This window comes from Roseibium sp. TrichSKD4 (assembly GCF_000148725.1).
GTDB lineage: Bacteria > Pseudomonadota > Alphaproteobacteria > Rhizobiales > Stappiaceae > Roseibium.
On the sequence record NZ_GL476304.1, the window covers coordinates 24,346 to 46,594 of the forward strand.

Annotated in this window: 37 protein-coding genes and 3 pseudogenes; 14 read left to right on the forward strand and 26 right to left on the reverse strand. The window is 53.5% G+C overall.

Annotated elements, in window-relative coordinates; translation table 11 throughout:
- Positions 1 to 51 precede the first annotated feature (51 nt).
- The 12 genes from TRICHSKD4_RS02950 to TRICHSKD4_RS27880 all read right to left on the reverse strand — a co-directional run bounded on the left by TRICHSKD4_RS02950 (position 52) and on the right by TRICHSKD4_RS27880 (position 5,200).
- Positions 52 to 1,128: a site-specific integrase gene (locus TRICHSKD4_RS02950; protein WP_009465916.1), complete on the reverse strand. Its 1,077-nt coding sequence runs from the start codon at positions 1,126 to 1,128 to the stop codon at positions 52 to 54.
- A gap of 193 nt (positions 1,129 to 1,321) precedes the next feature.
- The gene (locus tag TRICHSKD4_RS28905) at positions 1,322 to 1,960 is read right to left on the reverse strand and encodes a hypothetical protein (protein ID WP_208992983.1); all 639 of its coding nucleotides are present in this window, start codon (positions 1,958 to 1,960) and stop codon (positions 1,322 to 1,324) included.
- Positions 1,961 to 1,973: 13 nt separating this feature from the next.
- On the reverse strand, positions 1,974 to 2,243 hold the full coding sequence (locus TRICHSKD4_RS02960) for a hypothetical protein (protein ID WP_009465918.1): 270 nt from the start codon (positions 2,241 to 2,243) through the stop codon (positions 1,974 to 1,976).
- 4 nt (positions 2,244 to 2,247) lie between these two features.
- Complete coding sequence (locus TRICHSKD4_RS02965; RefSeq protein WP_040616125.1) at positions 2,248 to 2,754, reverse strand: class I SAM-dependent methyltransferase; 507 nt, start codon at positions 2,752 to 2,754, stop codon at positions 2,248 to 2,250.
- A gap of 12 nt (positions 2,755 to 2,766) precedes the next feature.
- The gene (locus TRICHSKD4_RS02970) at positions 2,767 to 2,961 is read right to left on the reverse strand and encodes a helix-turn-helix transcriptional regulator (RefSeq protein WP_009465920.1); all 195 of its coding nucleotides are present in this window, start codon (positions 2,959 to 2,961) and stop codon (positions 2,767 to 2,769) included.
- A gap of 9 nt (positions 2,962 to 2,970) precedes the next feature.
- Positions 2,971 to 3,156, reverse strand: a complete 186-nt coding sequence (locus TRICHSKD4_RS02975; RefSeq protein WP_009465921.1) for a hypothetical protein — start codon at positions 3,154 to 3,156, stop codon at positions 2,971 to 2,973.
- Positions 3,157 to 3,173: 17 nt separating this feature from the next.
- Entirely contained in the window at positions 3,174 to 3,395 is a 222-nt protein-coding gene (locus TRICHSKD4_RS02980) for a hypothetical protein (protein WP_009465922.1), read from the reverse strand.
- Between the two features lie 18 nt (positions 3,396 to 3,413).
- Positions 3,414 to 3,635 (reverse strand): hypothetical protein, encoded by a 222-nt coding sequence (locus TRICHSKD4_RS30130; RefSeq protein ID WP_139051945.1) that lies wholly within the window; start codon positions 3,633 to 3,635, stop codon positions 3,414 to 3,416.
- A 170-nt stretch (positions 3,636 to 3,805) separates the two neighbouring features.
- Positions 3,806 to 4,033 (reverse strand): hypothetical protein, encoded by a 228-nt coding sequence (locus TRICHSKD4_RS02985; protein ID WP_009465925.1) that lies wholly within the window; start codon positions 4,031 to 4,033, stop codon positions 3,806 to 3,808.
- A 353-nt stretch (positions 4,034 to 4,386) separates the two neighbouring features.
- Positions 4,387 to 4,791 carry a hypothetical protein gene (locus TRICHSKD4_RS02990; RefSeq protein ID WP_009465926.1) on the reverse strand — a complete coding sequence of 135 codons (405 nt, stop codon included), beginning with the start codon at positions 4,789 to 4,791 and terminating at the stop codon, positions 4,387 to 4,389.
- 41 nt (positions 4,792 to 4,832) lie between these two features.
- Positions 4,833 to 4,958 (reverse strand): hypothetical protein, encoded by a 126-nt coding sequence (locus tag TRICHSKD4_RS31535; protein ID WP_009465927.1) that lies wholly within the window; start codon positions 4,956 to 4,958, stop codon positions 4,833 to 4,835.
- Between the two features lie 2 nt (positions 4,959 to 4,960).
- Complete coding sequence (locus TRICHSKD4_RS27880; RefSeq protein WP_009465928.1) at positions 4,961 to 5,200, reverse strand: tellurite resistance TerB family protein; 240 nt, start codon at positions 5,198 to 5,200, stop codon at positions 4,961 to 4,963.
- Positions 5,201 to 5,344: 144 nt separating this feature from the next.
- On the opposite strand from TRICHSKD4_RS27880, the pseudogene TRICHSKD4_RS03000 reads away from it, so the two are divergent.
- The 3 genes and pseudogenes from TRICHSKD4_RS03000 to TRICHSKD4_RS03010 all read left to right on the forward strand — a co-directional run bounded on the left by TRICHSKD4_RS03000 (position 5,345) and on the right by TRICHSKD4_RS03010 (position 7,392).
- A pseudogene (locus TRICHSKD4_RS03000) lies at positions 5,345 to 6,696 on the forward strand (IS1380 family transposase).
- Positions 6,693 to 6,983, forward strand: a complete 291-nt coding sequence (locus tag TRICHSKD4_RS32170) for a hypothetical protein (protein WP_009465931.1) — start codon at positions 6,693 to 6,695, stop codon at positions 6,981 to 6,983. The pseudogene TRICHSKD4_RS03000 and the gene TRICHSKD4_RS32170 overlap by 4 nt, the downstream one beginning before the upstream one ends.
- A gap of 133 nt (positions 6,984 to 7,116) precedes the next feature.
- Positions 7,117 to 7,392 (forward strand): helix-turn-helix domain-containing protein, encoded by a 276-nt coding sequence (locus TRICHSKD4_RS03010; protein ID WP_139051961.1) that lies wholly within the window; start codon positions 7,117 to 7,119, stop codon positions 7,390 to 7,392.
- A gap of 23 nt (positions 7,393 to 7,415) precedes the next feature.
- Here the strand turns inward: TRICHSKD4_RS03010 and TRICHSKD4_RS28915 are convergent.
- The 5 genes and pseudogenes from TRICHSKD4_RS28915 to TRICHSKD4_RS03030 all read right to left on the reverse strand — a co-directional run.
- Positions 7,416 to 7,586: pseudogene (locus TRICHSKD4_RS28915) on the reverse strand (DUF2585 family protein); the annotation flags it as partial.
- A gap of 92 nt (positions 7,587 to 7,678) precedes the next feature.
- Positions 7,679 to 7,984, reverse strand: coding sequence for a helix-turn-helix domain-containing protein (locus TRICHSKD4_RS31985; protein WP_371256664.1), 306 nt, complete (start codon positions 7,982 to 7,984; stop codon positions 7,679 to 7,681).
- Positions 7,985 to 8,075: 91 nt separating this feature from the next.
- Positions 8,076 to 8,384 carry a hypothetical protein gene (locus tag TRICHSKD4_RS03020; protein WP_208992984.1) on the reverse strand — a complete coding sequence of 103 codons (309 nt, stop codon included), beginning with the start codon at positions 8,382 to 8,384 and terminating at the stop codon, positions 8,076 to 8,078.
- A gap of 17 nt (positions 8,385 to 8,401) precedes the next feature.
- Positions 8,402 to 8,695: a hypothetical protein gene (locus tag TRICHSKD4_RS03025; RefSeq protein ID WP_009465936.1), complete on the reverse strand. Its 294-nt coding sequence runs from the start codon at positions 8,693 to 8,695 to the stop codon at positions 8,402 to 8,404.
- Between the two features lie 100 nt (positions 8,696 to 8,795).
- A protein-coding gene (locus TRICHSKD4_RS03030; RefSeq protein ID WP_371256671.1) for an IS3 family transposase occupies positions 8,796 to 10,147 on the reverse strand; the annotation gives its coding sequence in 2 pieces (ribosomal slippage) (positions 8,796 to 9,809 and positions 9,812 to 10,147; 1,350 coding nt in all).
- A 90-nt stretch (positions 10,148 to 10,237) separates the two neighbouring features.
- Between TRICHSKD4_RS03030 and TRICHSKD4_RS30135 the strand changes: the two genes are divergently transcribed.
- Genes TRICHSKD4_RS30135 through TRICHSKD4_RS03045 form a run of 3 tightly spaced genes read left to right on the forward strand, consistent with a single transcriptional unit; the run spans position 10,238 to position 11,768 of the window.
- Complete coding sequence (locus TRICHSKD4_RS30135) at positions 10,238 to 10,402, forward strand: phage tail protein (RefSeq protein WP_009465939.1); 165 nt, start codon at positions 10,238 to 10,240, stop codon at positions 10,400 to 10,402.
- Entirely contained in the window at positions 10,402 to 11,523 is a 1,122-nt protein-coding gene (locus TRICHSKD4_RS03040) for a phage late control D family protein (protein ID WP_009465940.1), read from the forward strand. Before TRICHSKD4_RS30135 ends, TRICHSKD4_RS03040 begins: the two co-directional genes overlap by 1 nt.
- Positions 11,524 to 11,528: 5 nt before the next feature.
- Positions 11,529 to 11,768 (forward strand): tail protein X, encoded by a 240-nt coding sequence (locus TRICHSKD4_RS03045; RefSeq protein ID WP_050763322.1) that lies wholly within the window; start codon positions 11,529 to 11,531, stop codon positions 11,766 to 11,768.
- Positions 11,769 to 11,847: 79 nt separating this feature from the next.
- On the opposite strand, the gene TRICHSKD4_RS03050 is transcribed toward TRICHSKD4_RS03045, so the two are convergent.
- The 3 genes from TRICHSKD4_RS03050 to TRICHSKD4_RS03060 all read right to left on the reverse strand — a co-directional run bounded on the left by TRICHSKD4_RS03050 (position 11,848) and on the right by TRICHSKD4_RS03060 (position 14,174).
- Positions 11,848 to 13,374, reverse strand: a complete 1,527-nt coding sequence (locus tag TRICHSKD4_RS03050) for an IS66 family transposase (protein WP_009465942.1) — start codon at positions 13,372 to 13,374, stop codon at positions 11,848 to 11,850.
- Positions 13,375 to 13,443: 69 nt separating this feature from the next.
- The gene (tnpB, locus tag TRICHSKD4_RS03055) at positions 13,444 to 13,791 is read right to left on the reverse strand and encodes an IS66 family insertion sequence element accessory protein TnpB (RefSeq protein WP_009465831.1); all 348 of its coding nucleotides are present in this window, start codon (positions 13,789 to 13,791) and stop codon (positions 13,444 to 13,446) included.
- Positions 13,788 to 14,174: a transposase gene (locus tag TRICHSKD4_RS03060; protein WP_009465943.1), complete on the reverse strand. Its 387-nt coding sequence runs from the start codon at positions 14,172 to 14,174 to the stop codon at positions 13,788 to 13,790. Before TRICHSKD4_RS03060 ends, tnpB (TRICHSKD4_RS03055) begins: the two co-directional genes overlap by 4 nt.
- A gap of 129 nt (positions 14,175 to 14,303) precedes the next feature.
- On the opposite strand from TRICHSKD4_RS03060, the gene TRICHSKD4_RS27885 reads away from it, so the two are divergent.
- The 4 genes from TRICHSKD4_RS27885 to TRICHSKD4_RS03080 all read left to right on the forward strand — a co-directional run bounded on the left by TRICHSKD4_RS27885 (position 14,304) and on the right by TRICHSKD4_RS03080 (position 16,175).
- Positions 14,304 to 15,092, forward strand: coding sequence for a lysozyme (locus tag TRICHSKD4_RS27885; protein WP_009465945.1), 789 nt, complete (start codon positions 14,304 to 14,306; stop codon positions 15,090 to 15,092).
- Complete coding sequence (locus TRICHSKD4_RS03070; protein WP_040616127.1) at positions 15,089 to 15,382, forward strand: hypothetical protein; 294 nt, start codon at positions 15,089 to 15,091, stop codon at positions 15,380 to 15,382. The genes TRICHSKD4_RS27885 and TRICHSKD4_RS03070 overlap by 4 nt, the downstream gene beginning before the upstream one ends.
- Positions 15,383 to 15,520: 138 nt before the next feature.
- Positions 15,521 to 15,883 carry a hypothetical protein gene (locus TRICHSKD4_RS03075; protein ID WP_009465947.1) on the forward strand — a complete coding sequence of 121 codons (363 nt, stop codon included), beginning with the start codon at positions 15,521 to 15,523 and terminating at the stop codon, positions 15,881 to 15,883.
- Positions 15,876 to 16,175: a hypothetical protein gene (locus TRICHSKD4_RS03080; RefSeq protein ID WP_009465948.1), complete on the forward strand. Its 300-nt coding sequence runs from the start codon at positions 15,876 to 15,878 to the stop codon at positions 16,173 to 16,175. The genes TRICHSKD4_RS03075 and TRICHSKD4_RS03080 overlap by 8 nt, the downstream gene beginning before the upstream one ends.
- A gap of 267 nt (positions 16,176 to 16,442) precedes the next feature.
- On the opposite strand, the gene TRICHSKD4_RS30140 is transcribed toward TRICHSKD4_RS03080, so the two are convergent.
- The 3 genes from TRICHSKD4_RS30140 to TRICHSKD4_RS03100 all read right to left on the reverse strand — a co-directional run bounded on the left by TRICHSKD4_RS30140 (position 16,443) and on the right by TRICHSKD4_RS03100 (position 18,856).
- Positions 16,443 to 17,624 (reverse strand): hypothetical protein, encoded by a 1,182-nt coding sequence (locus tag TRICHSKD4_RS30140; RefSeq protein ID WP_139051948.1) that lies wholly within the window; start codon positions 17,622 to 17,624, stop codon positions 16,443 to 16,445.
- Positions 17,625 to 17,731: 107 nt separating this feature from the next.
- Positions 17,732 to 18,481: an IS5 family transposase gene (locus TRICHSKD4_RS03095; protein ID WP_009465951.1), complete on the reverse strand. Its 750-nt coding sequence runs from the start codon at positions 18,479 to 18,481 to the stop codon at positions 17,732 to 17,734.
- 84 nt (positions 18,482 to 18,565) lie between these two features.
- Entirely contained in the window at positions 18,566 to 18,856 is a 291-nt protein-coding gene (locus tag TRICHSKD4_RS03100; RefSeq protein WP_040615985.1) for a hypothetical protein, read from the reverse strand.
- Positions 18,857 to 19,138: 282 nt separating this feature from the next.
- On the opposite strand from TRICHSKD4_RS03100, the gene TRICHSKD4_RS30145 reads away from it, so the two are divergent.
- Complete coding sequence (locus TRICHSKD4_RS30145) at positions 19,139 to 20,494, forward strand: hypothetical protein (RefSeq protein WP_009465952.1); 1,356 nt, start codon at positions 19,139 to 19,141, stop codon at positions 20,492 to 20,494.
- Here TRICHSKD4_RS30145 and TRICHSKD4_RS28930 read toward each other — a convergent pair.
- The gene (locus tag TRICHSKD4_RS28930) at positions 20,488 to 20,712 is read right to left on the reverse strand and encodes a DNA cytosine methyltransferase (RefSeq protein WP_009465953.1); all 225 of its coding nucleotides are present in this window, start codon (positions 20,710 to 20,712) and stop codon (positions 20,488 to 20,490) included. The two genes, TRICHSKD4_RS30145 and TRICHSKD4_RS28930, sit on opposite strands and share 7 nt — an antisense overlap.
- 68 nt (positions 20,713 to 20,780) lie before the next feature.
- On the opposite strand from TRICHSKD4_RS28930, the pseudogene TRICHSKD4_RS28935 reads away from it, so the two are divergent.
- A pseudogene (locus TRICHSKD4_RS28935) lies at positions 20,781 to 20,966 on the forward strand (transposase); the annotation flags it as partial.
- Here TRICHSKD4_RS28935 and TRICHSKD4_RS03115 read toward each other — a convergent pair.
- Both TRICHSKD4_RS03115 and TRICHSKD4_RS32175 read right to left on the reverse strand, forming a co-directional pair.
- Positions 20,954 to 21,322: a helix-turn-helix domain-containing protein gene (locus TRICHSKD4_RS03115; RefSeq protein ID WP_168156970.1), complete on the reverse strand. Its 369-nt coding sequence runs from the start codon at positions 21,320 to 21,322 to the stop codon at positions 20,954 to 20,956. The pseudogene TRICHSKD4_RS28935 and the gene TRICHSKD4_RS03115 sit on opposite strands and share 13 nt — an antisense overlap.
- Before the next feature lie 87 nt (positions 21,323 to 21,409).
- Positions 21,410 to 21,643, reverse strand: coding sequence for a hypothetical protein (locus tag TRICHSKD4_RS32175; RefSeq protein ID WP_009465956.1), 234 nt, complete (start codon positions 21,641 to 21,643; stop codon positions 21,410 to 21,412).
- On the opposite strand from TRICHSKD4_RS32175, the gene TRICHSKD4_RS03120 reads away from it, so the two are divergent.
- A complete protein-coding gene (locus TRICHSKD4_RS03120; protein ID WP_009465502.1) occupies positions 21,621 to 21,890 on the forward strand; it encodes a hypothetical protein in 270 nt (89 codons plus the stop codon). The two genes, TRICHSKD4_RS32175 and TRICHSKD4_RS03120, sit on opposite strands and share 23 nt — an antisense overlap.
- Complete coding sequence (gene tnpB, locus TRICHSKD4_RS03125) at positions 21,887 to 22,234, forward strand: IS66 family insertion sequence element accessory protein TnpB (RefSeq protein ID WP_009465831.1); 348 nt, start codon at positions 21,887 to 21,889, stop codon at positions 22,232 to 22,234. The genes TRICHSKD4_RS03120 and tnpB (TRICHSKD4_RS03125) overlap by 4 nt, the downstream gene beginning before the upstream one ends.
- The last annotated feature ends 15 nt before the right edge of the window (positions 22,235 to 22,249 follow it).

Genomic DNA, 22,249 nt, shown 5'->3' on the forward strand with positions numbered 1-22,249 from the left:
GTTGAAGTTTGGTTATAGCGTTCCTTGCCACGATACTGCCAAGAAACCTGATTAAATCTTGGCTCCTGGTCGCACAGAAATCGCGTTTATAGCGCCTTGTTGATGCTCAGGATTGTGGTGACCATAGACATCGATCAACACTTTTAGCGACATTCCGAGGAAACTTGCCAAGACTGGTAAGTCTGAACTGTTCACAATGTTCTGCATTCCCCAGGACGCGCAGGTGTGACGCAGGACATGCGGGACAACGTCCGGACCAAGATTCGCGTCATCCCGACTATTTGCCCAGGCTTTGCGAGCGGATTTTATTGGTAAGCCGTCCCGATGGATAACGTTGACGCATATTCCATCCAACTTTTTCCAACGTTTGAGGTGGGGCAGGAGCCTGTTGGGTATTCTGACAGACGGTCGCCGCTTGTTGGTAAGGCGTTCGTTTTGGCCGCGCCGATACATCACGCCATTTTCCAGATCAAACCAGCCAGCGTCGATACTTTGGAGCCAACGCATCTTAATGATCGCTCCTGTGCGGGTGCCAGTATAAAGACCTATCAATATCAAACGAGCCAAGTGATGGTTCCCGCGCCTACGAGCGGCGTGTACGAAGGCTGCGGCCTCTGAGCGTGTCAGCCATCGATCACGCGGAGGAGCCTTCTCAGGTAGCTCTATTTTGGGCCGGAAGGCAATCTGATGTTCGTCTACGTAATAGTTGACCGCTGATCGGAAGCTTTCCAATTCGCGCCGTGCTGTTCCAGAGGACACACCTTCCGCCAATCTTAGGGCCGCATACTCCCTGCTTGTTTCCTTCGATACCTGAGAAAGAAATTTTCCACCCCAGAAGGTGGAGAGCTGAGACAAGAAGTCTGCCTCGTTTCTCGGGTTGGAAAGTTGCGGGACTCTGTGCGTGGCGTAATACAACATTACTTCCGCGCATTGGGTAGTTTGTGGATCTCCGCTGACTTTTGGTGTGTATTTTTCCGCGATGTATTCGGAGGGCTTTTTTTCAGCTTCTCCAATTGCGAGTTCAGGGCAACCTGTGCGGATGTATCTTGTTCCATCGAGGATGACCCACTGGGCTCCACCTTTTCCTTTGCGGAGCCAGAGACGGGGTGGTTTTTTGGGACGCGGCATTGTTTTCTCATCTCCTCAACAGCAGCAGGCGTGGTGAAAAATCTCCGACCAATTTTCTCAAGCCTGAGTTTTCCTCGTTCCGCCTCTGCCCTCAGTGTGGCGGGACTTATGGTGCCTCTGAACAACACTTCACAGGCTTCTTCGAGTGTGATTGGGGTATCCTCATCCCAATCCATTGTGTGCTTCATGATGGTCACTCCACGCATGAGGTTCGGGATGGTCGTGGCGAGCCGACAAGGTGTTCTCCGTAGCACCGCGTCCAAAGTCTGGCTGCCCAACGCGGGAATTGCCATGCACCTTGCTGTTTGACGTGATCGCGGTACCGGATCAGAAGTTCGCCGTGCAGACTTTGAAGGCCGTCATTCCCGTCACAATAGATGTCGTGCCAGGCCATATCCCATTGCCTGCCGTCGAGACGGAATTTGAAGGCATCGGCATGATGGATCGTAACTCGGTCATTGCTGGCAAACTCCGCACCGAAGTGGTCAATGATCGCGCGGTCGATCTCGACAACATCGATGTGGTCGACTTCCGGTTTTTGAAGACAGGCACGGACAAAGCAACCGAACCCGAGTCCGGTTTTCAGGACGCGGCCTGTTGCAGCGCGGATTGCCTCCATATGGCGTTGGATTTCCCAGTCACTGTCATCCATGATGGTGTAGCCGTTAAAGCCGTGATCATCGACCAAGTGCAGGGCAGCGAGGGAGGTGGCGTCAAATAGGAATGCATGTCCATCGTGAAGCCTGGCATTTCGGGTATGGTCTTCACTCTTCCATGGTAGAAGGTGCCTCGGTACTTTGGCGGCGGCTATAAAGTCTGAGGTATGGAACATCGGTCTAGCCTCACTAATTGACGACTTTTAGATGCTTGGGTTTAGGCTTTTTCGTTTTGGCAGCGTTGATGAAACAGGCGTCGTAGCGTTCCTGAAACGCTGACATTGCCTCAGACCACTCTTCCAGTACCCGCCAGGCCCCGGAGTCTTGCATGAGCTTCACTCGAGCCCTAATTGCTGATGGTGACCGATCCAGATCATTGAGGGCGATCATCCTCTCAGTTGCAGTGCAGTAGAAATTGAAGAGAAACTCATCCTCTTCCATGGTCCAGCGCTTTGCCATTGTCTTACTCCGAATGGGCCTCCCGGCCGGGTTTCATGAAAACCAACCAGTGCGATTGGGATCTCTTCCCGTACCGGTTCCCGATCAGCGGTTTTTCTTCGGTGAGCATGAGAAGTTCAGACACTTTCACGTCCGCTTCGCTCCATTTGAAAATTAGAGTACCGAATGGTTTCAGCACCCGAAAACACTCTGCAAACCCACACCGGACATCGTCCCGCCAAGCGGTGCCAAGCTTCCCATATTTCTTCGCTAGCCAGCTATGTGAGCCGTTGTGGACGAGGTGCGGTGGATCAAAGACGACTAAGTGAAATTGCTCATCCGGAAAGGGCAGCTGACAGAAATCGAGCTGCAGGTCAGGATGGATGACAAGTTGACGAGAGCCGCCCTTGCTGGAGGCATCCTTAAGCTCATGGCGCTCTGATCTAATGTCACCGAATATTGCTCTTTCATCGGCTTTGTCGAACCAGAACATTCGACTACCGCAGCATGGATCCAGAACGGGTTTGTTCAATGATCAGGTCCTTCACGTCTCTGCAAAAAGCTGTTCAACCGTGACGCCAAAAGCCCGTGCGAGCTTGATAGCCAATTGCACTGTTGGTTTCGGACTGGCCTTGTTTTCCAAAGACCACATATATGCCTTGCTCGAACCGGTCCTTTCAGCGAGTTGTTCAAGGGTCATGCCTGATTTCTCGCGGTAGCTTTTGATCCGGTTCGGCATCTGCAGGCCTCAACTGGTGCGGTTGCGTTGTTCTTCGGTCATGTGTTTTCGGACAACGGTTCTCATTCCGAAGATTTTACGGGAAGCCTCATCGACCTGCGGGTCGCGATACTCTTTTGCGAACTCCTCAAGTTCGCGAGACAGGTTGAAAAGCTTCAGGTCCAGCGCGTCGGCTTTGTCGGAACGGGTTTTCATCTGTCGGGCCTCTCTGATCAAAACGGGGTGTTATCTTTCGCGGTGGTCATCTTGATCGGAATGACAGGCGTATCCTCAGTTGCGAAACCGCCCACAGCCTTCAGTACGAAAAAGTTCTGCCGAGGATTCTTTTTGGCAAGCCGGGTTGCTTCACGATTGGCATCTTCACGTGACCGGTGCTTACGTGTAGGTGTGTGCCCGATCGGGTTCCAGACCATCCAGAATTTGTCATGCTTCATATCTTTTGTCCTACTAAGTCACGGGTTGTAAGGATCAAAGCCGCCGCCCGCTGCTGCCGCTTCAGGTGATGAGGGAAGCAAGCTTTTCAGGTGCTCGTTTTCTTCTCGAAGCCGATCGCGGTCTGCTGCTAGTTCCAGCATGATCTTCGCCGCCCTGAAACGATTAACGGTAGAAAAACCGCTCTGGAGCGCTGCAGCACAGCGCTTTATGTGTGGAGTTGCGAGTGTTGGTTCGGGCATGATTGGGGGCCTTTTTCTATCCGGCGATCCACTGCACAAATGCAACTAGGCCCCATAGCCAAAACCCGAAGGATACGAACAAGAGCAGGGCCAATACCGGCGCTCCCCAAATCCAGTGCCATCCGCGGACGTCCTTGCCATTCACTTCGAGTTGAAACATCTGGTAGACCTCACTGCTTCGCCTGATGCATTGAAATTCGCCGCTCTACGCCTTCGAGCAGGCCCTCATTGAGCATTGCCGCCGCCATCCTATGGTCGGGGTAAAGAAGGAGCAGCACAGCGGCTACGGTCTGCTCCAGCGTCATCATTATCTCTGGAGCTTCATTCGGATCCCGGCCATCGATGATGGCTTTTCCTGCCGCATAGCTGCGGGTGGTATCTTCGCTTGATTTGCTCATGGCCGTTCCCCTCAAATTTCTTGCCTGCCTTGGGAGGGCTTTACCTGCGAGCTAAGTTGAGGCCCGGCACAGGCCCCCAAATGTCCGTCGCAGCGGTCCCAATCCTTCGGCTGTGTCGCCCTGGCTCACCATTCCAAAGGCGGTTATTTTCGGATTGGGCGTGGGCTAAATGTCCGCGACACAGCAGCCCGCAAATTTCTCAGGTTGCCCGTCTCTCCGGGCTGTCACGCTCGTAACCCCGGCGTTAGGGCCGACTAGTCTCTAGTCGACAGGGCAGGTTCACTGGACATTTATTGGCCGTCTTGGCACCTGCTAACGTCATCCAGCCATCTCGTTGACCTTTGGGCGGGTGCTTATTTGCCGAGACGTCCAGCTTCGAGGATTGGCATACCTGCTTCTGTTGGAAGATAAATCACCTGTTTTGACGCTCTTTGTTCCTCAAGCATGCGAATGTAGAGGTAGCGAAGGTACGCTTCCGGGCCGCCCAGTCCTTCAGTCAGTGCAGCATTTGCTTTTGCAGCAAACTCGGCACGGGTCAGTTCGGCCTGCCCCTCAAGCGAGGCCGCATCTGCTTTTGCTTGCGCCTCTTTAACCCCAGCCTGTTTGCTGAATTCTGCCTCTGCGAGGATAGCCTTGCCGCTCATCTCGGCACCCCAGACCTGCACGGTTTTGTATGAGTACCAACCACCGCCGACAACAAGTCCGAGACATGCTATGCCGATCGCGGCTACAATCGCTCCGATCCCGAAATCTTTCATGTTGGATCCTTTCCTGCGTCTTTCGTTGAGGTGGCAGGGCGCTATTGCGCCCCGTCCTTTCCTGAAAACAGGCCTTTGATGTAGTTGATCGGGTTGGCCTTTCCCGCCGCACCGCGCAGGTACCAACCAAGCGCGATGCCACTGATCAAAATGAGGAAAGAGAACACGATCAGACGTCGTAGTTCGCCGGGTTCAAGCCGAGCTTGGCGGCGATCTTCTCAAGGACCGCCTTTTCTTCAGGCTCGATCTGGCCGTCGCTCTCGGAGATGTCGAGCGCTGTCAGATAAACCGTCTCGGCCATATCCGGGTCGTCCTTAATGTCCTCAATCTCGCCATCGGCGGCGGCGACAAGTGCGGCTGCTGCACATACCGCTTCCAGAAAGTCCGTCTTGCCCTTGAACCGGTTCATCGATCCTTAGAGCCTTTGTTTCAATTTCCCAAGCATGTTAGCTTCCTTATCCCGGATTTCCCAAGTAGTCAGCTGATTTAGCTTCTTCTATCCTATTTTTCTCTTTATATTACAGCGTGTTACTTGATGACGGAGGGCTGAAAAATGGCACACCCAACGGGTGCGGGTTCTGAGAGCGATTTTCGGCTGGATTTTGACCCTCGGGTGCGGTTGGAATTCCACGGTTCAAAGATCAGTTCTGATGGCGGTCTTCTGCTTTACCGGGAGCTTGATGACGCCCTTGGCCTTTTCGGCAAAGCGGTTCGGTTCCTTCGGGATACCCGCAAAGGTAAGAATGGCGTTCACACCTTGATGGGCCTGCTGCGCCAATCGATATTTGGTCGCCTTGCGGGCTATGAAGATGTGAATGATGCCGTGCGTCTGTCGCGTGACCCGGTAATGCGCCAGATTATCGGGGGCCGTGCCGTTGACACTCAGGCGGCATCCTCCTCCCAGATGGGCCGCTTTGAGACTGAGGTGCTCGCGACTGCCGCCAACAGGGAAGCCTTGGCCGATATGCCCGGTCAATGGATTGATGCGGTGCATGGTCGCCAAGGACTGAACTACATCACCTTGGACATGGATAGCTCTGTCAGCCCCACCCATGGCGCTCAGGAGGGAACCGCATGGAACGGGCATTTCGGCTGCAACTGCTATCACCCATTGTTCATCTTCAATCAGTTTGGCCACTTGGAACGCTGTGCCCTGCGCAATGGCAGCGTCCACAGCGCGGATGACTGGAAGGCTCTTCTGATACCCGTCATTGCGCGCTATGCAGAGCGCGACATCATGCGCTTCTTTCGCGCTGATGCCGCTTTGCCATTCCGGAACTTTACGAGACTTTAGAGGCTGAAGGGTACCGCTACGCCATCCGCCTCAAAAAGAACGCTGTGCTGGAAGAGAAGATCAGCCATCAGCTGACCCGCCCCGTGGGACGTCCCTCAAAGACAAAGATCAAGCGCTTCTATGAGGTTTTTGAGTATCAGGCTGCTTCATGGAGCAAGCCCCGTCAGGTGGTTGCCAAGATCGAATGGTATCCCGGTGATCTATTCCCTCGCGTGGGTTTTGTCGTCACCAACTTGCCGATGGAGCCGGAATGGATCATCCGCTTCTACAATCAGCGCGGCACAGCCGAACAGCACATCAAAGAAGGCAAGAACGCCATCACTTGGACCCGCCTGTCCTGCAAGCGGTTCTGTGACAATGAGGTCCGGCTTCAGCTTCACGCATTGGCGTATAACCTTGGTGTCTTCCTGCAAGGGCTAGACCTCCCGGAAGAGGTCGCCGACTGGTCGCTGACAAGTATCCAGAGCCGCCTCATCAAAATCGGGGCAAAGGTCGTACGCCATGCGCGCAAAATCACGTTCCAACTGGCAGAGGTGGCTGTATCAGGCTACGTCTTCGGACGAATCCTCGCCGCAATCCGCGCCCTCAAGCCCCCGCCGAGGCCTGCATGACGCTCCAAACAACGAAACCAACACAAATGCGGCTCCACAGCTGTGTCTTGTCGCAGCCCAAACGGGATAAAGTCCACGAAAAGCTCAAAAACCGCGCTTACGTAACCGTCAAAATCGATAATCGCCCCGACAACGCTGCCGTCAGAGTTGCAAACGTCCGTGAAAACGGTCAACCTCGTCGCAACACACAGTTACTTGGGAAATATCCGTTGATGGATGTTTTTTTGAAAACTGACTGCGTGTTGGTCATAAATGAACTCCCTATGTTTGAGATAGGGAAGAGCTAATTTTCACATAACTTTTTGACAAGTACGCAACATTTTGGCCTATACATACAAAACAGTAACTATTGGAGAAGCAGCTTAGGTGACCACTACCGAAAATGATCCTCTTTTCTGCCCAACAGAAACAATTCTAGGCATGATCGGCGGGAAGTGGAAGGGCATGATTCTATGGTGTATTTGCCGCAAAACCATGCGGTTCAACGCTCTTCAACGAACAATCCCTGGCATTTCCCAGCGTATGCTCACCAAACAGCTTCGTGAGCTGGAAGACCATGGCATAATCACACGCACAGTTTATCCGGAAATTCCACCTCGCGTGGAGTACGGCCTCAGCCAACACGGCGAAACGTTGAAGCCGATTCTGGACGAACTTGAGAGCTGGTCACGTGCTTATCTGAACGAGCGCCAGTAAGACATCTGGCGTTAAACGGTTAATCACCCGCCCTGCCAGACCTTAATCGCCTCGATTGGGTAGACCAGCATGATGACGTTGAGGGTCAAATTGTCCCGGATCACCCAGAGCGCCAGAAGCTCGAAGGCGATGGCAACGAGAATGGTGCCCCAGGCTGGCATGCGCGCGGCGAAGAAATAGCCTGCCAACATCCAGATAATATCGACTTAGGTTGGTGATGGCCGCTTGCGGCCGTTGCGCCCCTGTCCATGGTTTAGCGGTCGTGGGCAGGGGGATTCTTCGAAGGTCAAGCGGTCGTTGCCGCAGCCTCCGCTACGTTGACGAGACTGCGCTGTGCATTGCCAGTGCATCTGGAGAAAGTCATCAACAGGTCTGTGGCGCCGGGAATGGTCAGGAGCTTCTGAACGTCAAGATCGGTCTCGACTTCCTCCGGTGCATCCGGAAGACCTTCGTAGAAATGGCCAGGTGTTGCACCGAGTGCGGATGCAATGGCATGAAGGCGTCCGGCGCTAATGCGATTGGTGCCATTTTCGTATTTCTGGAGTTGCTGGAACGATGTTCCCAGCTTGTCGGCCAAGGTTTCTTGACTCATGTTCAATGCCTGTCGGCGCTGTCTGACGCGAATACCGACATAGGTGTCTACTGGGTTGGGTTTCCTTGTAGTCATTGGTCTACCTGCCTGTTCAGTCGGTTGATTGGTCGCTGTAGAGCGCGGAGAGGGCGGCGCGCAGGGCGGTGACTTGCTGTTTCGCCTCGCTTTGTTTTGTGGTCAGATCAGAGATATCTGCAGTGAGCGAAGCTAGTTCGGCATGTTTAACTTCGAGCTGGCCTGTTGCCTCTTTAAGTGCGGTCTCTTGTTGATCCAAAAAGTCCGACATCACTTTTCGGATTTCGGGCGCCGGTTTTCGCGCGGGTTGTCCCGGAGCCAGATTGTAATCCGCACGTCCGAAACGACTATCGCTTTTGGGGAATCCGGATTTTTCGGTTTTCATGTTGGGGTCATGTGCGTTCATCGTCTTCTCCACTTCGGATCGATTTGCGCGAGAATGAAAATTGTCGCTGCATGCGTATCTGGGAACAGCTCTTGAAGCCGAGCGCAGATCAAGAGCGGGTTCTTTCCCTCCCGTTCCCAAAACTCCCGTTCATTCATGGAGTGCTGACGCTGGTGTTGTTCCCACCACAGCGGTAACGAGTACCGATCATCCGGTTTGCGTCCCATGCCGGTCAGGGGTTTGTCGGCTTCATGATCGACGTAACGGATGTGCGCCTGTTGGACACCTTCACCGATGCGCCCTGTCACCACGCATGGGAGCCCGTGGACCCAAGAGGTGTCCATCGTCAGGGATTTTTGGGCAGATATGAGTTTTGTTTAAGGGAGTATCTGGCTCATCTGTTTGTCGATATTAGGCGGCCTGTTTGCGGTGTTGCAAGCGGCGTTGTTCGATGGTGCTTTGTTTGATCCTTTCTCGTTTGCGCAGGATTTGTTCGCCGCGCCCGAAGTAGACGTCAGCGGGTGTGAGGTTCTTCAAGCTCTCGTGATATCGGTGATGATTGTAGTGGCTGATGAACTTGCTTATTTGGGCTTTGAGGTCATCGGGCAGGAAGTAGTTCTCCAGAAGGATCCGGTTTTTCAAGGTCTGATGCCATCTTTCGATCTTGCCCTGCGTTTGGGGGTGGTATGGGGCTCCACGCACATGGTCCATGCCTTTGTCGTCGAGCCAGTCGGCCAGCTCACCGGCGAAGTAACTTGACCCATTGTCCGACAACAGTCTTGGCCGGTGGCGGACACTGGCCTGATTACAGCCTGAAGCCTGTAAGGCCAGTTCCAACGTATCCGTGACATCACTGGCCAACATCGTCGTACACAGCTTCCACGCGATGACATAGCGGCTGTAATCATCAAGGATTGTTGACAGGTAAAACCAACCCCAGCCAATAACCTTCAGATAGGTGAAGTCTGTCTGCCACAGCTCATTGGGCGCTGTGGTCTTGTTCTTGAACTCGTCAGCTGCCTTGACCACGATAAAGGCCGGATTGGTGATGAGGTCATGGGCTTTCAGCAACCGGTAAACACTGGCCTCAGACACGAAGTACTGCTTTGTGTCCGTAAACTGGACAGCCAGCTCCCGAGGTGAGAGTTCCGGTTCTTCCAGGGCCAGATCAATGACCTGTTGGCGGATATCATCGGGGATCCGGTTCCAGACCCGTGCAGGCATGGGGGCCGTGTCCTGCAAGGCATCTATGCCACCGGTTTGATATTTGTCATACCAGACGTAGAAGGTTGACCTTGGAATACCCAGCCGATCCAGCGTCTGTCTGACTGGAAGATGGGACTGCTCCACCAGTCGAATGATTTCAAGTTTCTCGGAGGCGGGATATCTCATTCGTCGTCGACCCCATCCCCGATCATGCTTTTTTTGAGAAGGCGAAGTTCCAGAGCCTGTTCTGCAACCACTTCCTTCAAGTCCCTCGTCTCTTTGCGAAGAGACTTTACTTCATCAGAACTGGCTTCACGAGCTGCGTCCCCAGCAAGCCGTTTCTTGCCCGCTTCCATGAAGTCCTTGGACCAGGAATAATACTGGCTCTGGGCGATACCTTCCTGGCGGCAAAGTTCTGCAATGCTGTCTTCGCCTCGAAGACCAGAAACCACTATGCGGATCTTCTCTTCAGCGGAAAACCGACGGCGGGTCTGGCGTTTGATGTCTTTTACGATCCGATCCGCATCGTCGGTCACTCGGTCCTTCTTTCGTCTCATCATTTGCTCCTGAGTCAGCAATGATGAGCCAAAATCACTCCCTTACGAAATCAAACCAATTTGTCCATTAAGCGCTGACGGAGGACAGTAATGCTGTCCGGCGCAGTTCTCGGGAGGTGGGTCGGCACCAGTCTTCAGGAAACGCGAACTCTGTTCGATGCCAATGGAATGCCGTCCAAAGTCGAAACACAGTTGCGACTGACCCGGTATGTTCCTGGACCTATCAGCACCGAACTCAGAACAGGGCTGTTCTGATGAAGCCGTATTATCTGATCAAGGTGAATGGTGAGAACGTAACTAAAAAGCTCAAGGACTTGGGTCTCACCCTCACGATAACGGATCAGCTAGATAGCCACGCAGATACAGCGCAGATCGACATCACTGATCCGAACATGATCCTGCAACGTCCGGAGACGGGGGCAGAAGTCTATATTGAAGCTGGGTGGGAAGAGCAGGGCGAGCCACGGAAATTTGGGAAGTTCCGCATTGATCAGCGTTCGGTGAATGGGTTTCCCGTCACGATTTCCATCTCAGCCCAGACCATCGACGCCAAATCTGCAGTCAAAGAACAGCGAACCAAGGCGTATCCCAATAAAGACTACCCGACATACGGGGATATCTTTCGCGAGATAGCTTCCCGTAATGGTTGGTCACCTGCGATTGCGGACCGTATCGACAACGAGCCGAACGACTACGAGGCTCAATCGGAAGAAAACGATATCGCCTTTGCCACCCGTCTCAAGGAAAAGCTGGATGCCGGTGTCAGCATCAAGGACGGGCATATGGTGATCAACGACAAGGCCTCTGGCGAGTCCGTTACGGGCAAGAAAATCCCTGCGATCAATGTGGCGTTGGGCGTGAACTTGATCAGTTTTTCAGCGTCGGAAGTCGACAAGCCAAAGTTCTCGAAAGTCGAGGCCTCCTGGTTTGATCGTAACAAGGTCGAGCACAAGTTCCAGTCTTCTGCTGCCAGTGAAGAAGGGCCGACGTTCCACATCCGTCACCCATTCCAAACAGAGGAAGAGGCGAGGCGGGCTGCCAGGTCAAAAGCACGTGAAATTACACGTTCAGAGGGGTCTGCGCGTTTCACAATTAACGGAGATCCGTTCGCGATGGCCGGCGCCGAGGTCGAGGTTTCCGGATTGGGATACGGTGTTTATGGAAAATGGCATGCGGTCCGCGTCGTTCATACCTTTTCCGGATCATCCGCTTACACCACTGAAATCGAGTGTGAAGCCCCGACTGGAGGCGCGAAGAAAGGCCTGGGCGAACAGCCGAAAGTGACAGGCAGTGCATCTACCGCACCCGTCCCTACACCAGAGCCAACCGGCCCAACCTTGGTAGGGAGTGGTCTTCTTGGTGACGGACCAGAGTGATCAGAATGACATCCAGATTCCATACCGGTCCAGACGGTAAAACCCGCTACATCACGTCGGACGGGGATACTGTCGACCACATCGCTTGGAAATTCTATGGCCGCCATCAAGGAACGACTGAATTGATCCTTGAGGCAAATCGGGGACTGGCAAACCGCGGGCTGGTGTTGCCGGCCGGAGTTGAGATCATTCTTCCCGAGGCACCGCCACCCAAGCCAAAACCACTCATCACTCTCTGGTCCTAACGTCGATCAGACACTCCCAAAGGCTCGCTATCGGTGACCGTCCGGCGAAGGCGCTCTGGCGCGACACCGATGCGGCCTGTTACGCTGCCTGAGCAGCGTAACGCCAGGGCAGAAGTTCGTCGAGGCGTGTGATTTTGTGGTCGGCGACTTGACCGAGGACCCAGGTCAGCCAGGCCTGAGGGTCAACACCGTTGAGCTTGGCCGTTTCGATCAGGGTATAAGCGATAGCCATGGCTTTGCCGCCGCCTTGGGAGCCTGAGAACATCCAATTTTTGCGTCCGATGGCGACGGGTTTAACGGCGCGCTCGGCGGTGTTGTTATCCAATTCCAGATGGCCGAGCTCAAGGTATGGGCGTGCTTTCGGCATTCGGCCCAAGGCATAGCGGATGGCCTGCGCGAGTGGTGACTTTCCCGAGATTTTGGGCAATTGCGTCTGCAACCATTCTTCCAAGGCGTCAAAGATCGGTTTTGCCCTAGCCTGCCGGATGGTAGCGCGGTCTTCGGGGGGCATGCCCCTGATCTCTTTCTCGATAGCGTAAAGCTCAGCAATCCGGCGGATGACTTCTTCGGCAATGGCGCTGCCCTGCGAGGAGAAGACATCCACGAACTTGCGTCGTACATGCGCCATGCAGGCCATCTCATCGGCTTTGTCGTCACCGAACACACCGTTGAACCCGGAATATCCATCCGCATGGACCCAGCCCTTGTATCCCGACAAATGAGCAACGGGATGCTCTCCTTTGCGATCCACCGTGAACTGATACCATGCACAGGGTGGCGATTGGCCAGACCAGGCACGCTCATCCCGCACATAGGTCCAGACCCGCGCCGTTTTGGTCTTCTTGTTGCCGGGGGCCAGCATTTTGATGGGCGTATCGTCGGCAAAAAGCGCAGGTCCTTGCCGCACCATCCGTCCGATGGCATCGGCAAGAGGTTCCAGCAGGGCCGTCGAGCGACCAACCCAGTCGGCCATGGTCGAGCGGTCCAGATCGACGCCTTCACGGGCAAAGATCTGGCTCAGGCGATAGAGGGGTAAATGATCGGCATATTTGCTTACCAGAACATGGGCCAACAATCCCGGTCCGGGCCGCCCACGCTCAATGGGGCGCGATGGCAGCGGCGCTTGCACAATCGCCTCGCACCATGAACAGGCTTTGCGGGGCCGGATGATCCGCTTCACCTTGAAGCGTCCCGGCACGTATTCCAACTCTTCGGTGACATCCTCACCCAGGGTGCGCAAGTTGCCACCACAACGACCGCATTCATCACCGGGAGAGAGCTCCTCGTCTTCCCGATCCAGATGATCCGGCAAGGGCTTGCGGCTGTGTTTGCGCTTCGGCTTTGGATCAACTCCCTCCTGCGACGGGGCGGGCTGTTTTGCCTGGTCTTCAGCGGCCTCAACAATCTCGGCGTCCTCGAGCAGATCGAGATTGAGCTGATCCAGACCCTCAGACTTGGAGCCGAACCGATGCCGATTGGCCCCGTGCAACTGGTGTTGAAGCTGCTCGACCTTGAGGCTCAGAGCCTTGACCTCGTCGGCCAGAAGGCGGTTCACCGCCCTCAATTCGGCGGGGTCCTCCGGGGTGATATCAAGGTCCTTCAGCATCTTCGATCTTATATCAGATCAAGGGCGTAAGTTGAATCCCGAGAGGCGCGCAAACGCCAATATATTGGCCTATCCGACGCTCAGGGGCCGCCATGTTTTTTGCGGCATCCGCCAGTCTATGCCTTCAAGCAACATCGACAATTGCGCGGGCGTCACGCTGACCTTACCGTCCTTCGCAGCAGGCCAAACAAACCGGCCCTTCTCAAGGCGCTTGCTGAACAGGCATGCGCCCTGTCGATCCCACCAGATGATCTTCAGCAGATCACCGCGCCGTCCCCGGAACACAAACAGATGTCCAGAATAGGGATCAAGCTCCAGAACCTTCTCCGCCTGAGCCGCCAAAGTGTTGAACCCGCGCCGCATGTCCGTCACCCCGGCAGCCAGCCAAACCCGCGCGTTGGACGGCACGGGGATCACGGCATTAGACCTTCAACCAAAGCCAGCACCGTCGGCAGCGCCGTCGTCCCTTCCACCAATACCCGCCGCCCGTCCGACAGCGTGATATCAACCCGCTGAGCCGACAACGGCATATCCGAGGCAAGCGCCGCGATCTGGTGGCCTGGTGCGGCCTGCGGGCCCTCTATCTCCACTGGTAGAAACGCCGCTCCATCAAGGACGCAATCGCTGTCTTCTGGCGCAAACCGCTCATCACGCAGCCAGTTGTGGATCAGGTTCGCATTCATCGCAGAGCGGCGCGCAACCTGCGCAACCGAAACCCCCGGCACTCTGGCCTGCAAACAGATCGACCGCTTCTCGTCATCCGACCAAAACCGCTTCTTGCTGCCCTTCTTCGTACCCAAAATGTGCCTCACAATGTCCATTAACGAAAATGGACATTATCACCCCACTGCGCTCCCCGTCAGAGCGGGAATACCGAACGCTCACCGCTATCGCGGGCCTTTTTCTTTTCAACAACGAAGGTACGAGCCATGCAAACGGTTAGCGAGCGTGGGTTGGCGGAAATCGCTGGCCATGAAGGAATGGTATTGTCTCCCTACAAGGACAGTGTCGGCGTTTGGACTGTTGGCATCGGTCACACAGCAGGCGCGGGCGCACCAAACCCGGAAGAGGAACGGCGTGTGTTTTCCGTTGGGGAGGTTATGGAGATTTTCGCCCGTGATATCGCTAGGTTCGAAGCTCGGGTCCGAAAGGCTTTTACCCAGCCATTGACACAAGAACAGTTCGATGCGGCGGTATCCTTTGACTTCAATACAGGTGGCATTCACCGGGCAACGTGGGTCAAGCTTTTCAATAAAGGTGATTTGGACGGCGCTCGGAAGTCATTCATGGCATGGCGCAAGCCGACCGAGATCATTCCTCGTCGGAAAAAAGAGCGGAACCTGTTCTTTGACGGAGTTTATTCCGGCGGCGGAAGGGTCAACACATATCCAGCCACACTGGCAGGCAAGGTGTTGTGGTCCAAAGGTACGCGGGTAAGCCTGAATACCGCCACCCGAGTGGCGATCCCGAATCCGAAACCTGTTTCCAAGAGTCGTACCGCTGCTGGTAGCGGTGTCGCTGGAGCAGGGGGCGCCGTTCTCCTCGTCGAACCGGTCCGTGAGTGCATTGCTGTCATTGAAGGACAGAAAGCAGCGCTCAGCAGCGATGACATCACGACACTTGTTGTCGGTGGCATTGTCGTAGCCGGTGCATTGCTCGCCCTTTACGCCCGATTGGATGACGGCGGATACATCGACCGCTGGACGGGGAGGGGATGATGCTCAATCCCATGATGTGGAAACTACTCGCAGCGGCCGCGGTGGTCGCCTTTTTTTTGATTACTGGCGCATACGTCTATGGCCGTATCGATGCTGGCGCTCTGACTGAGGCCGCCGTCGAGCGTGCGCTGGGTGATGCAAAGTCCAACACAGAGGACGCAATCAATGAACTGGCTGAAGAAGCTGACCGCGCTCGCTTGCGCCGTCGGGAGTGCCGTGCTCGTCGGGGGATGTCCTGGTCCTTCGCAAACAACGAGTGCGTCAAAGCCGAAACTCAATCTCAGCGCTAGGCAGATCATCGGGACTGATCTGGTCGGTGCAAAGGGGGCGACCGAGGCAGATCAAGAAAAAATCGACAGCACGGTCGCTGGTCTGTGCGGGACTGGCACTTGGACCACATCGGAATGCAAAAAGCACGAGGAACGATAATGGATATTGAACAACACCTCGGGGCCAAGGTGTCTGTCATGATTGCTGGCTTGATCGGTTCGATTGTCAGCTTGACCTTTATGCGCGACCTCACAGCTGGTCGTGCATTTCTCTACATAGTCACGGGGACGGCCTGCGCGATTTACGGCACACCGATTGTCGTGAAGTGGATGGGGATAACTGAACCCATTGAGAATGGAGCTGCCTTTCTGACCGGGCTGGTCGGAATGAACGTCCTTGCTGGATTGTTCAAGATCAGTGAGCGGTTCCGGCACGAGCCAATCAAAACACTGCATTCTATCAAAGGCGTGCAGCAACCACCCGCGAAGGAAAACAAAGTCAAGGACGGGAAAGATGATTGAGAATGTTATTCTCTGGGCAACGTCCATTATCAACCCAATCGCCGGTACCGTGATGATCTTTGCATTATTTCAAAATGAATGGCTTCGGACCGCACCGCTCTGGCATCGTTTTGGTATGATCCTTTCCGCTGTGGGGCTTTATGGCCAGACCGCCAGAAACTACCTGACAATCACCACCGGTGTGCCGCCAAGGGATATCGAGATGCCCTGGTGGGTTCTGAAGGATTTCGGGTTGGCATTCCTAGCGTTCTATTTTCTGTTTTTGTGTTTGAAGAAACGCAGAATTAGGTGAGGCGGGATAATCCCCGCCTCGTTATTTTCTATTCCGACGTCAACTCCCAGAGTTTCCTCTTCCATTCATTGTCGGCTCGGTTTTTTGCAATTGCTACTTCGACACTGCCGACAATAGGCTCTACCGAAATCACGCCGCGAACCATCCTAAGCGCTCGAATAGTGTCTTCGGCGTCATCCTCTCGCAAATCCGATCCTTGATCTTCTCGACAATGACAGTTGAATAATAACCTCATGGATATCACTCAACTACTCTTAAATCAGCTATTTAGGCTTTAGCGAACCAGACGTCTTCAGTGAGTATCTGACCGTTGTTGGCAGAAGATTGCATCAGAGTCTCGCCGCGCCCGTTCACAACGTCTTTGCGTTGTGTGGAGAGCTGGGTAACACCAGCTTCAGCTGCAGAGCGAAGTTCGCCAGCATCAACCTTGCCGTTAGCGTTTGCATCAACCCAGACACCCATATTGGTCATCTCGCCGTCGGTCAGCTGACCGTCCCCGTTCTGGTCGTAGCTGGCCATCTTCTGGTATCCATCTGAGTAACGACCGCCTTGGTCACCCATCAGAGCGTTGCCGTCGATTTCGCCATTGGCGCCGATCTTAGTCATGTCGACAACAAGGCCATCACCACCTGTGATCCATTCAACTTGCTCCTTAGTGCCGTCGCCGTCCAAGTCGAAAGCAATAGTATCGCCGACGTCATTTGTTGTTCTATTCTTTGCAGTTGAAGACCCCGTTGTCGAAATTTTGCCATCCCCATTCAAATCGACTGCCACGGGACACATTAAAGCCATTGCTGCTAGCCCACCCAGAACAGCAGCCCCGGCGCCTAGCGCTGCGCCGGCGACCAAAGCGCCCTTTGCATGGTGTTTTTCGGTCTTGTGATGTTTTTCAGTCTTGTGATGTTTTTCTGGTTTGTGGTGATTTTCAGTCTTGTGATGTTTTTCAGTCTTGTGATGTTTTTCAGTCTTGTGATGTTTTTCTGGTTTGTGTGAGGGATGAGTATTGCAATCGTGCTTTACGTTCTTTCTCCAGCCATCACCGACCGCCCGCAACGTCCCATATGCGCCGTTCGAAGTCCTTGTGAGAACAAGATAGGGCGCTGCATCTGGAATTTCGGGGATAGAACTATCAGCTATTCGAACGCCTTTAAGCGCTGCGGTTAGTTTTGCAGATAGCTGAGGTTTTCCAACGATACTAACACTTTGTATGGTATTATTTTGAACAAAAATTCTGCTACCAATTTCCCTCGTGTCTGAGGGACCCGACACAATTTTAATTCGGCCTCCAGTCGCCTGGTTAATAATATTAGCCAAATTCATTAATCTATGCCTAGTGAGGGAGTTTTTGTGGCTGACACTATGCCCTTTCAAGTGAGCTTTGAAGTTTTCAGCGCGGTAATCTGTAAGTTGACGATTATAGACGTCTACGTCGTTGACTTTGTTAGTCATAGCTAAACCCCTTTTATGATATTTATATTAAATTTTATATTATTTCATTTAAATCCGTTAACATTACTTACAGTCACTACGTAGTGCTTAGGGTTCAGACACATTCATTACCAGAATGCAACGAGTGTTGCGATGGCTACAGCGGACAGGAAGTTTCTGGCGAGTTTGTCGTAGCGGGTTGCGACCCGGCGGAAATCCTTCAGGCGGCAGAAGGCGTTTTCGATGAGATGGCGGTTCTTGTAGCGTTCGGTATCATAGCGGATGGCGCGTTTACGGTTTGAGCGGCCGGGAATGACCGGGACGATTGCGCGCTGGCGCAGATGTCTGCGCAAGCTGTTGGCATCGTATCCCTTGTCAGCGAGCAGGTACCTTGCTCCCTTCAAGCCTGCCAGCAGATGAGGCGCAACCGGAGTGTCTGCGGCATTGCCGCCAGTCAGCAGGAACGCAAAAGGACGGCCGATCACGTCGGTAAGAGCATGGATTTTGTGGTTTGCCCACCCCGCGACGGCCCGACCGCCTGATTTTTCGCCCCCTTTACCGCCGTGGGCCGAGCGATGCGCCTTGACGTAGGTACTGTCGATGGAGGTGCTTTTGGTCACCGCGCCCGACGTTGCCAGCGTCTCGACCAGATCGGTCCAGAACCGTTTGCGAGACCAGCGGTTGAAGCGGTTGTAGATCGTCGTCGAAGGCCCATAGGCTGACGGGCAATCGCACCAGCGGCATCCCACTTTGAGAACATGGATGATGCCTGAAATCACCCTGCGGTCATCGACCCTGCGAGCGCCCCCTATGTTCCTCGGCAGAAGTGGCTCGATCGTTGCCCATTGCTCATCCGACAGCCAAAACAGATGTCCCATACAAGCCTCCAAATCACATATTTTGGAACCTTGAATCTGATTTGCTACATCAAATCAATGATTTCAATGGGAATTGCCCCCAAGTCATTGTTTCGGAGGTATATTATCTACATATCGCTTATTGTTTTGAATATTTTGGACGCGCGCTTCCGAATTTGTCCGCTCTTTGTGATCAATCAAGTACATATTCTGCGCTTCTTTATTATCCACGATCTCTTTTACTTCCTGTTTAGATATGACTTCTGGGCGGCTTAACCCTAGTTCTCGAGTCAAATCTTGCAACAGATTTCCAAAAATCTCAGCTGTATTAGGCACACTTGATTTTTTGCGTTCGCTCTCGAAAACGTCGTGTGCACTATTGGGCCCAATAAGCATACTTCGCCCCTCCTACAAATCATTCCAACCAATCAAACGATTTGCCTTATATTTAACAGTATGTGAATCAGTGTTATCTACTTAGCAACTCTCAGTGCACTCGGCCCTTGGGAAACCCATTGCAGTTATTGGTTTGGCCCATTAAATAGAATTACTAACTGAAAACAATGACTTCAATGGGTTATGGCCTTAGACCGTAAAATATCCGAATAGACCAATCTGGCCAAAGATGACGAAGTTCTAGCGCCCGATGCTAACTCGTCATCATGATAGGTTCTCGAAATGGTTGATATTTCCAGCACGCCCAGAACACCTCCTCAACCAGCTCCAAACAGTGTTCCAGGATCTGCACCCACGACAGCATCACCACGGTTAGCGCCAATCCCCCAAAACAATAGCCCGGTTCTAAGCCGGTTTGGCAATTTGATCTCCGATTTTCCTTCGAAATACGCGGTCAGCGAGAACTTGCGTAATGCAGTAAACAGAATTTTTCCAGAAGGGTGGCAACAGAGTGTCCCAGGTCCAGCTGGCTCAAGCACCAAGAGCGTTCTAGACAGCCTATTTCCTGAATCGACAGAAACCAAATATCCGCAATCCCAATCAGCAGACCGGAATACGATTAGAACTTTTTACAATGGTTCATCCATTTTCAGGCAATTGCTACAGCAGCATGAATCACCATCGCTTGCTCCGGCGAGGAACCAACCTGTCACCACACGCTCCAGTGCACCAAGCGAAAACCGCGTGCCAACCATTCGGTTCACATACACAGAGCAGCCTCGACCAGCACCCACGCCGCCGGTCTCTTATGAATCCAGTTCCAACTCTTACTCTGTCAGTCTCCCACCTGTTAAGGATAAGGAAGATAGGAGGCAGCCCGTTGAACAAGATGCAGCAACTCCAAAGCTGAGCCGCGAAGTTGGCGTGATCACCGGAGCGGTTGAAGCTGTCCTGACACAGCTGTTTGGAGATGAATTTTTACCTAATCTGATGAGGCGTTTGGTGAAACATCTTGTCAATTTAATCTTTGCCGAGATGAACAAGCCCATGCCCTACGAAAGTGAGTTCCAGGGAAGCGCGGATCAAGGAATGTGCATGCTGCCTAATAGGGTGGAAAAAGATGCAAAAGAAGAAAATACTGACGACAAGGATCCCAATACATCTTCTGATCAGGTTCTAAAATCTCATAATAAAGAGGGCGATGATAAAGAAAAAGAAGTCGTTCCATACGACCCCGAAAAAGTAATATTTGAACCAAATGGTGAAAAGGAAACAGAAATTATATCTAAATATTTCGATGAAATCTATAATTCAGACCCAGATTTCAGACGCTTAATTCTGACGCAAACTCAACACAAAAATATAACAATATCTGTTTCTGATCTAAGCGAATACGATAAGAATGGGAAAATACGTTTTGGAGATGCTGAGTTAGGAGGAGACAACATTAGACTAGATAAAAGGCTTTTTGATAAGCAGCCAGATTTTATCAAACATGTTCTTGCTCATGAATTACTCCATCTTGAGGACAAAATACAGCATGAAGAAGAAGAATCTCAAACGCCAGAATTTGAAACTGAGACTAAGTTACTTACAAATGGGCAAGACGATGATCGAGCGCTTCTGAAACCTCAGTAGAGCCGCCGAATTTGGGCAACCCCACCCAACTCACCGCAATCATGAGTGGTTTCAGCGAAGGCATAGCCGTAGTGCGCCAAGATTGCTTGGATTTTGTCGAGTAACTGACGGCCACGAGTGGCAATCCTCGGAACGTTTTCAAACAGGACGAACTCCACCGGATCATCCTTGTACGCTTCCATGGCGAGCCAGACGGCTCGAAGGGTCAGCTCATTCAATGCCTGGTATTTCAGGTTTCGGGATTGTTTCTCCGATAACAGGCCAGAAAACCCCTTGCATGGTGCCGAGATCTCCCGAATTGAACCCGGTCGAGAACCTCTGGCAGTTCATGCGGGACAACTGGCTGTCAAATCGGCTCTTCAAATCCTACGAACAAGTCGTCGATATCTGCTGCCGGGCATGGAACAGGTTAACCGACCAGCCATGGACAATCATGTCCATCGGACTACGAGATTGGGCTCATCGGTTCTGAATTAGGCTGGTTGGTATTAGGCGCCAACGCACTACTGCGTCCACCGAGGGATACGGGCCGCGTTGGACAATCTCGATCAACGCACGCCGCTGCTGCTCGTCAAGTTTGGAGGGGCGACCGGCCTTGGGCGCATCCTTCAAACCATCGGGACCAGATGCATTGAAACGCAACACCCAATCCCTAATAATCTGAAGCGTCACACCGCCCGTGCGGGCCGCGTCCGTACGGCTCCCGCCATCATAGATAACGGCCAGTGAAAGTAAGCGGCGTGTCTGCTTGGCATCCCGGCAATGTTTCGCCAACTGGCGAAGGTCGCATCCGTCAAAGTCATTCCGAAGCGAAATCGCGGCTCCCATGGCAAACTCCTCTCGTTTGCCATCTGGAATCATATTCGCGCCAAAACGGAAAGCCTAAATATGAGTCACTTCATCTGACGGTTGGTATCAAGGGCGGTGAGCGTTCGGTATTCCCGCTCTGACGGGGAGCGCAGTGGGGTGATAATGTCCATTTTCGTTAATGGACATTGTGAGGCACATTTTGGGTACGAAGAAGGGCAGCAAGAAGCGGTTTTGGTCGGATGACGAGAAGCGGTCGATCTGTTTGCAGGCCAGAGTGCCGGGGGTTTCGGTTGCGCAGGTTGCGCGCCGCTCTGCGATGAATGCGAACCTGATCCACAACTGGCTGCGTGATGAGCGGTTTGCGCCAGAAGACAGCGATTGCGTCCTTGATGGAGCGGCGTTTCTACCAGTGGAGATAGAGGGCCCGCAGGCCGCACCAGGCCACCAGATCGCGGCGCTTGCCTCGGATATGCCGTTGTCGGCTCAGCGGGTTGATATCACGCTGTCGGACGGGCGGCGGGTATTGGTGGAAGGGACGACGGCGCTGCCGACGGTGCTGGCTTTGGTTGAAGGTCTAATGCCGTGATCCCCGTGCCGTCCAACGCGCGGGTTTGGCTGGCTGCCGGGGTGACGGACATGCGGCGCGGGTTCAACACTTTGGCGGCTCAGGCGGAGAAGGTTCTGGAGCTTGATCCCTATTCTGGACATCTGTTTGTGTTCCGGGGACGGCGCGGTGATCTGCTGAAGATCATCTGGTGGGATCGACAGGGCGCATGCCTGTTCAGCAAGCGCCTTGAGAAGGGCCGGTTTGTTTGGCCTGCTGCGAAGGACGGTAAGGTCAGCGTGACGCCCGCGCAATTGTCGATGTTGCTTGAAGGCATAGACTGGCGGATGCCGCAAAAAACATGGCGGCCCCTGAGCGTCGGATAGGCCAATATATTGGCG

Excerpts from the sequence above, each read along its gene's own strand:
- TRICHSKD4_RS02950 (WP_009465916.1), bottom strand. The coding sequence starts at position 1,128 with ATGCCGCGTCCCAAAAAACCACCCCGTCTCTGGCTCCGCAAAGGAAAA.
- TRICHSKD4_RS28905 (WP_208992983.1), bottom strand. The coding sequence starts at position 1,960 with ATGTTCCATACCTCAGACTTTATAGCCGCCGCCAAAGTACCGAGGCAC.
- TRICHSKD4_RS02960 (WP_009465918.1), bottom strand. The coding sequence starts at position 2,243 with ATGGCAAAGCGCTGGACCATGGAAGAGGATGAGTTTCTCTTCAATTTC.
- TRICHSKD4_RS02970 (WP_009465920.1), bottom strand. The coding sequence starts at position 2,961 with ATGCCGAACCGGATCAAAAGCTACCGCGAGAAATCAGGCATGACCCTT.
- TRICHSKD4_RS02975 (WP_009465921.1), bottom strand. The coding sequence starts at position 3,156 with ATGAAAACCCGTTCCGACAAAGCCGACGCGCTGGACCTGAAGCTTTTC.
- TRICHSKD4_RS02980 (WP_009465922.1), bottom strand. The coding sequence starts at position 3,395 with ATGAAGCATGACAAATTCTGGATGGTCTGGAACCCGATCGGGCACACA.
- TRICHSKD4_RS30130 (WP_139051945.1), bottom strand. The coding sequence starts at position 3,635 with ATGCCCGAACCAACACTCGCAACTCCACACATAAAGCGCTGTGCTGCA.
- TRICHSKD4_RS02985 (WP_009465925.1), bottom strand. The coding sequence starts at position 4,033 with ATGAGCAAATCAAGCGAAGATACCACCCGCAGCTATGCGGCAGGAAAA.
- TRICHSKD4_RS02990 (WP_009465926.1), bottom strand. The coding sequence starts at position 4,791 with ATGAAAGATTTCGGGATCGGAGCGATTGTAGCCGCGATCGGCATAGCA.
- TRICHSKD4_RS27880 (WP_009465928.1), bottom strand. The coding sequence starts at position 5,200 with ATGAACCGGTTCAAGGGCAAGACGGACTTTCTGGAAGCGGTATGTGCA.
- TRICHSKD4_RS32170 (WP_009465931.1), top strand. The coding sequence starts at position 6,693 with ATGACGCTCCAAACAACGAAACCAACACAAATGCGGCTCCACAGCTGT.
- TRICHSKD4_RS03010 (WP_139051961.1), top strand. The coding sequence starts at position 7,117 with ATGATCGGCGGGAAGTGGAAGGGCATGATTCTATGGTGTATTTGCCGC.
- TRICHSKD4_RS31985 (WP_371256664.1), bottom strand. The coding sequence starts at position 7,984 with ATGAGTCAAGAAACCTTGGCCGACAAGCTGGGAACATCGTTCCAGCAA.
- TRICHSKD4_RS03020 (WP_208992984.1), bottom strand. The coding sequence starts at position 8,384 with ATGAAAACCGAAAAATCCGGATTCCCCAAAAGCGATAGTCGTTTCGGA.
- TRICHSKD4_RS30135 (WP_009465939.1), top strand. The coding sequence starts at position 10,238 with ATGCTGTCCGGCGCAGTTCTCGGGAGGTGGGTCGGCACCAGTCTTCAG.
- TRICHSKD4_RS03040 (WP_009465940.1), top strand. The coding sequence starts at position 10,402 with ATGAAGCCGTATTATCTGATCAAGGTGAATGGTGAGAACGTAACTAAA.
- TRICHSKD4_RS03045 (WP_050763322.1), top strand. The coding sequence starts at position 11,529 with ATGACATCCAGATTCCATACCGGTCCAGACGGTAAAACCCGCTACATC.
- TRICHSKD4_RS03050 (WP_009465942.1), bottom strand. The coding sequence starts at position 13,374 with ATGCTGAAGGACCTTGATATCACCCCGGAGGACCCCGCCGAATTGAGG.
- TRICHSKD4_RS27885 (WP_009465945.1), top strand. The coding sequence starts at position 14,304 with ATGCAAACGGTTAGCGAGCGTGGGTTGGCGGAAATCGCTGGCCATGAA.
- TRICHSKD4_RS03070 (WP_040616127.1), top strand. The coding sequence starts at position 15,089 with ATGATGCTCAATCCCATGATGTGGAAACTACTCGCAGCGGCCGCGGTG.
- TRICHSKD4_RS03075 (WP_009465947.1), top strand. The coding sequence starts at position 15,521 with ATGGATATTGAACAACACCTCGGGGCCAAGGTGTCTGTCATGATTGCT.
- TRICHSKD4_RS03080 (WP_009465948.1), top strand. The coding sequence starts at position 15,876 with ATGATTGAGAATGTTATTCTCTGGGCAACGTCCATTATCAACCCAATC.
- TRICHSKD4_RS30140 (WP_139051948.1), bottom strand. The coding sequence starts at position 17,624 with ATGACTAACAAAGTCAACGACGTAGACGTCTATAATCGTCAACTTACA.
- TRICHSKD4_RS03095 (WP_009465951.1), bottom strand. The coding sequence starts at position 18,481 with ATGGGACATCTGTTTTGGCTGTCGGATGAGCAATGGGCAACGATCGAG.
- TRICHSKD4_RS03100 (WP_040615985.1), bottom strand. The coding sequence starts at position 18,856 with ATGCTTATTGGGCCCAATAGTGCACACGACGTTTTCGAGAGCGAACGC.
- TRICHSKD4_RS30145 (WP_009465952.1), top strand. The coding sequence starts at position 19,139 with ATGGTTGATATTTCCAGCACGCCCAGAACACCTCCTCAACCAGCTCCA.
- TRICHSKD4_RS03115 (WP_168156970.1), bottom strand. The coding sequence starts at position 21,322 with ATGGGAGCCGCGATTTCGCTTCGGAATGACTTTGACGGATGCGACCTT.
- TRICHSKD4_RS03120 (WP_009465502.1), top strand. The coding sequence starts at position 21,621 with ATGAATGCGAACCTGATCCACAACTGGCTGCGTGATGAGCGGTTTGCG.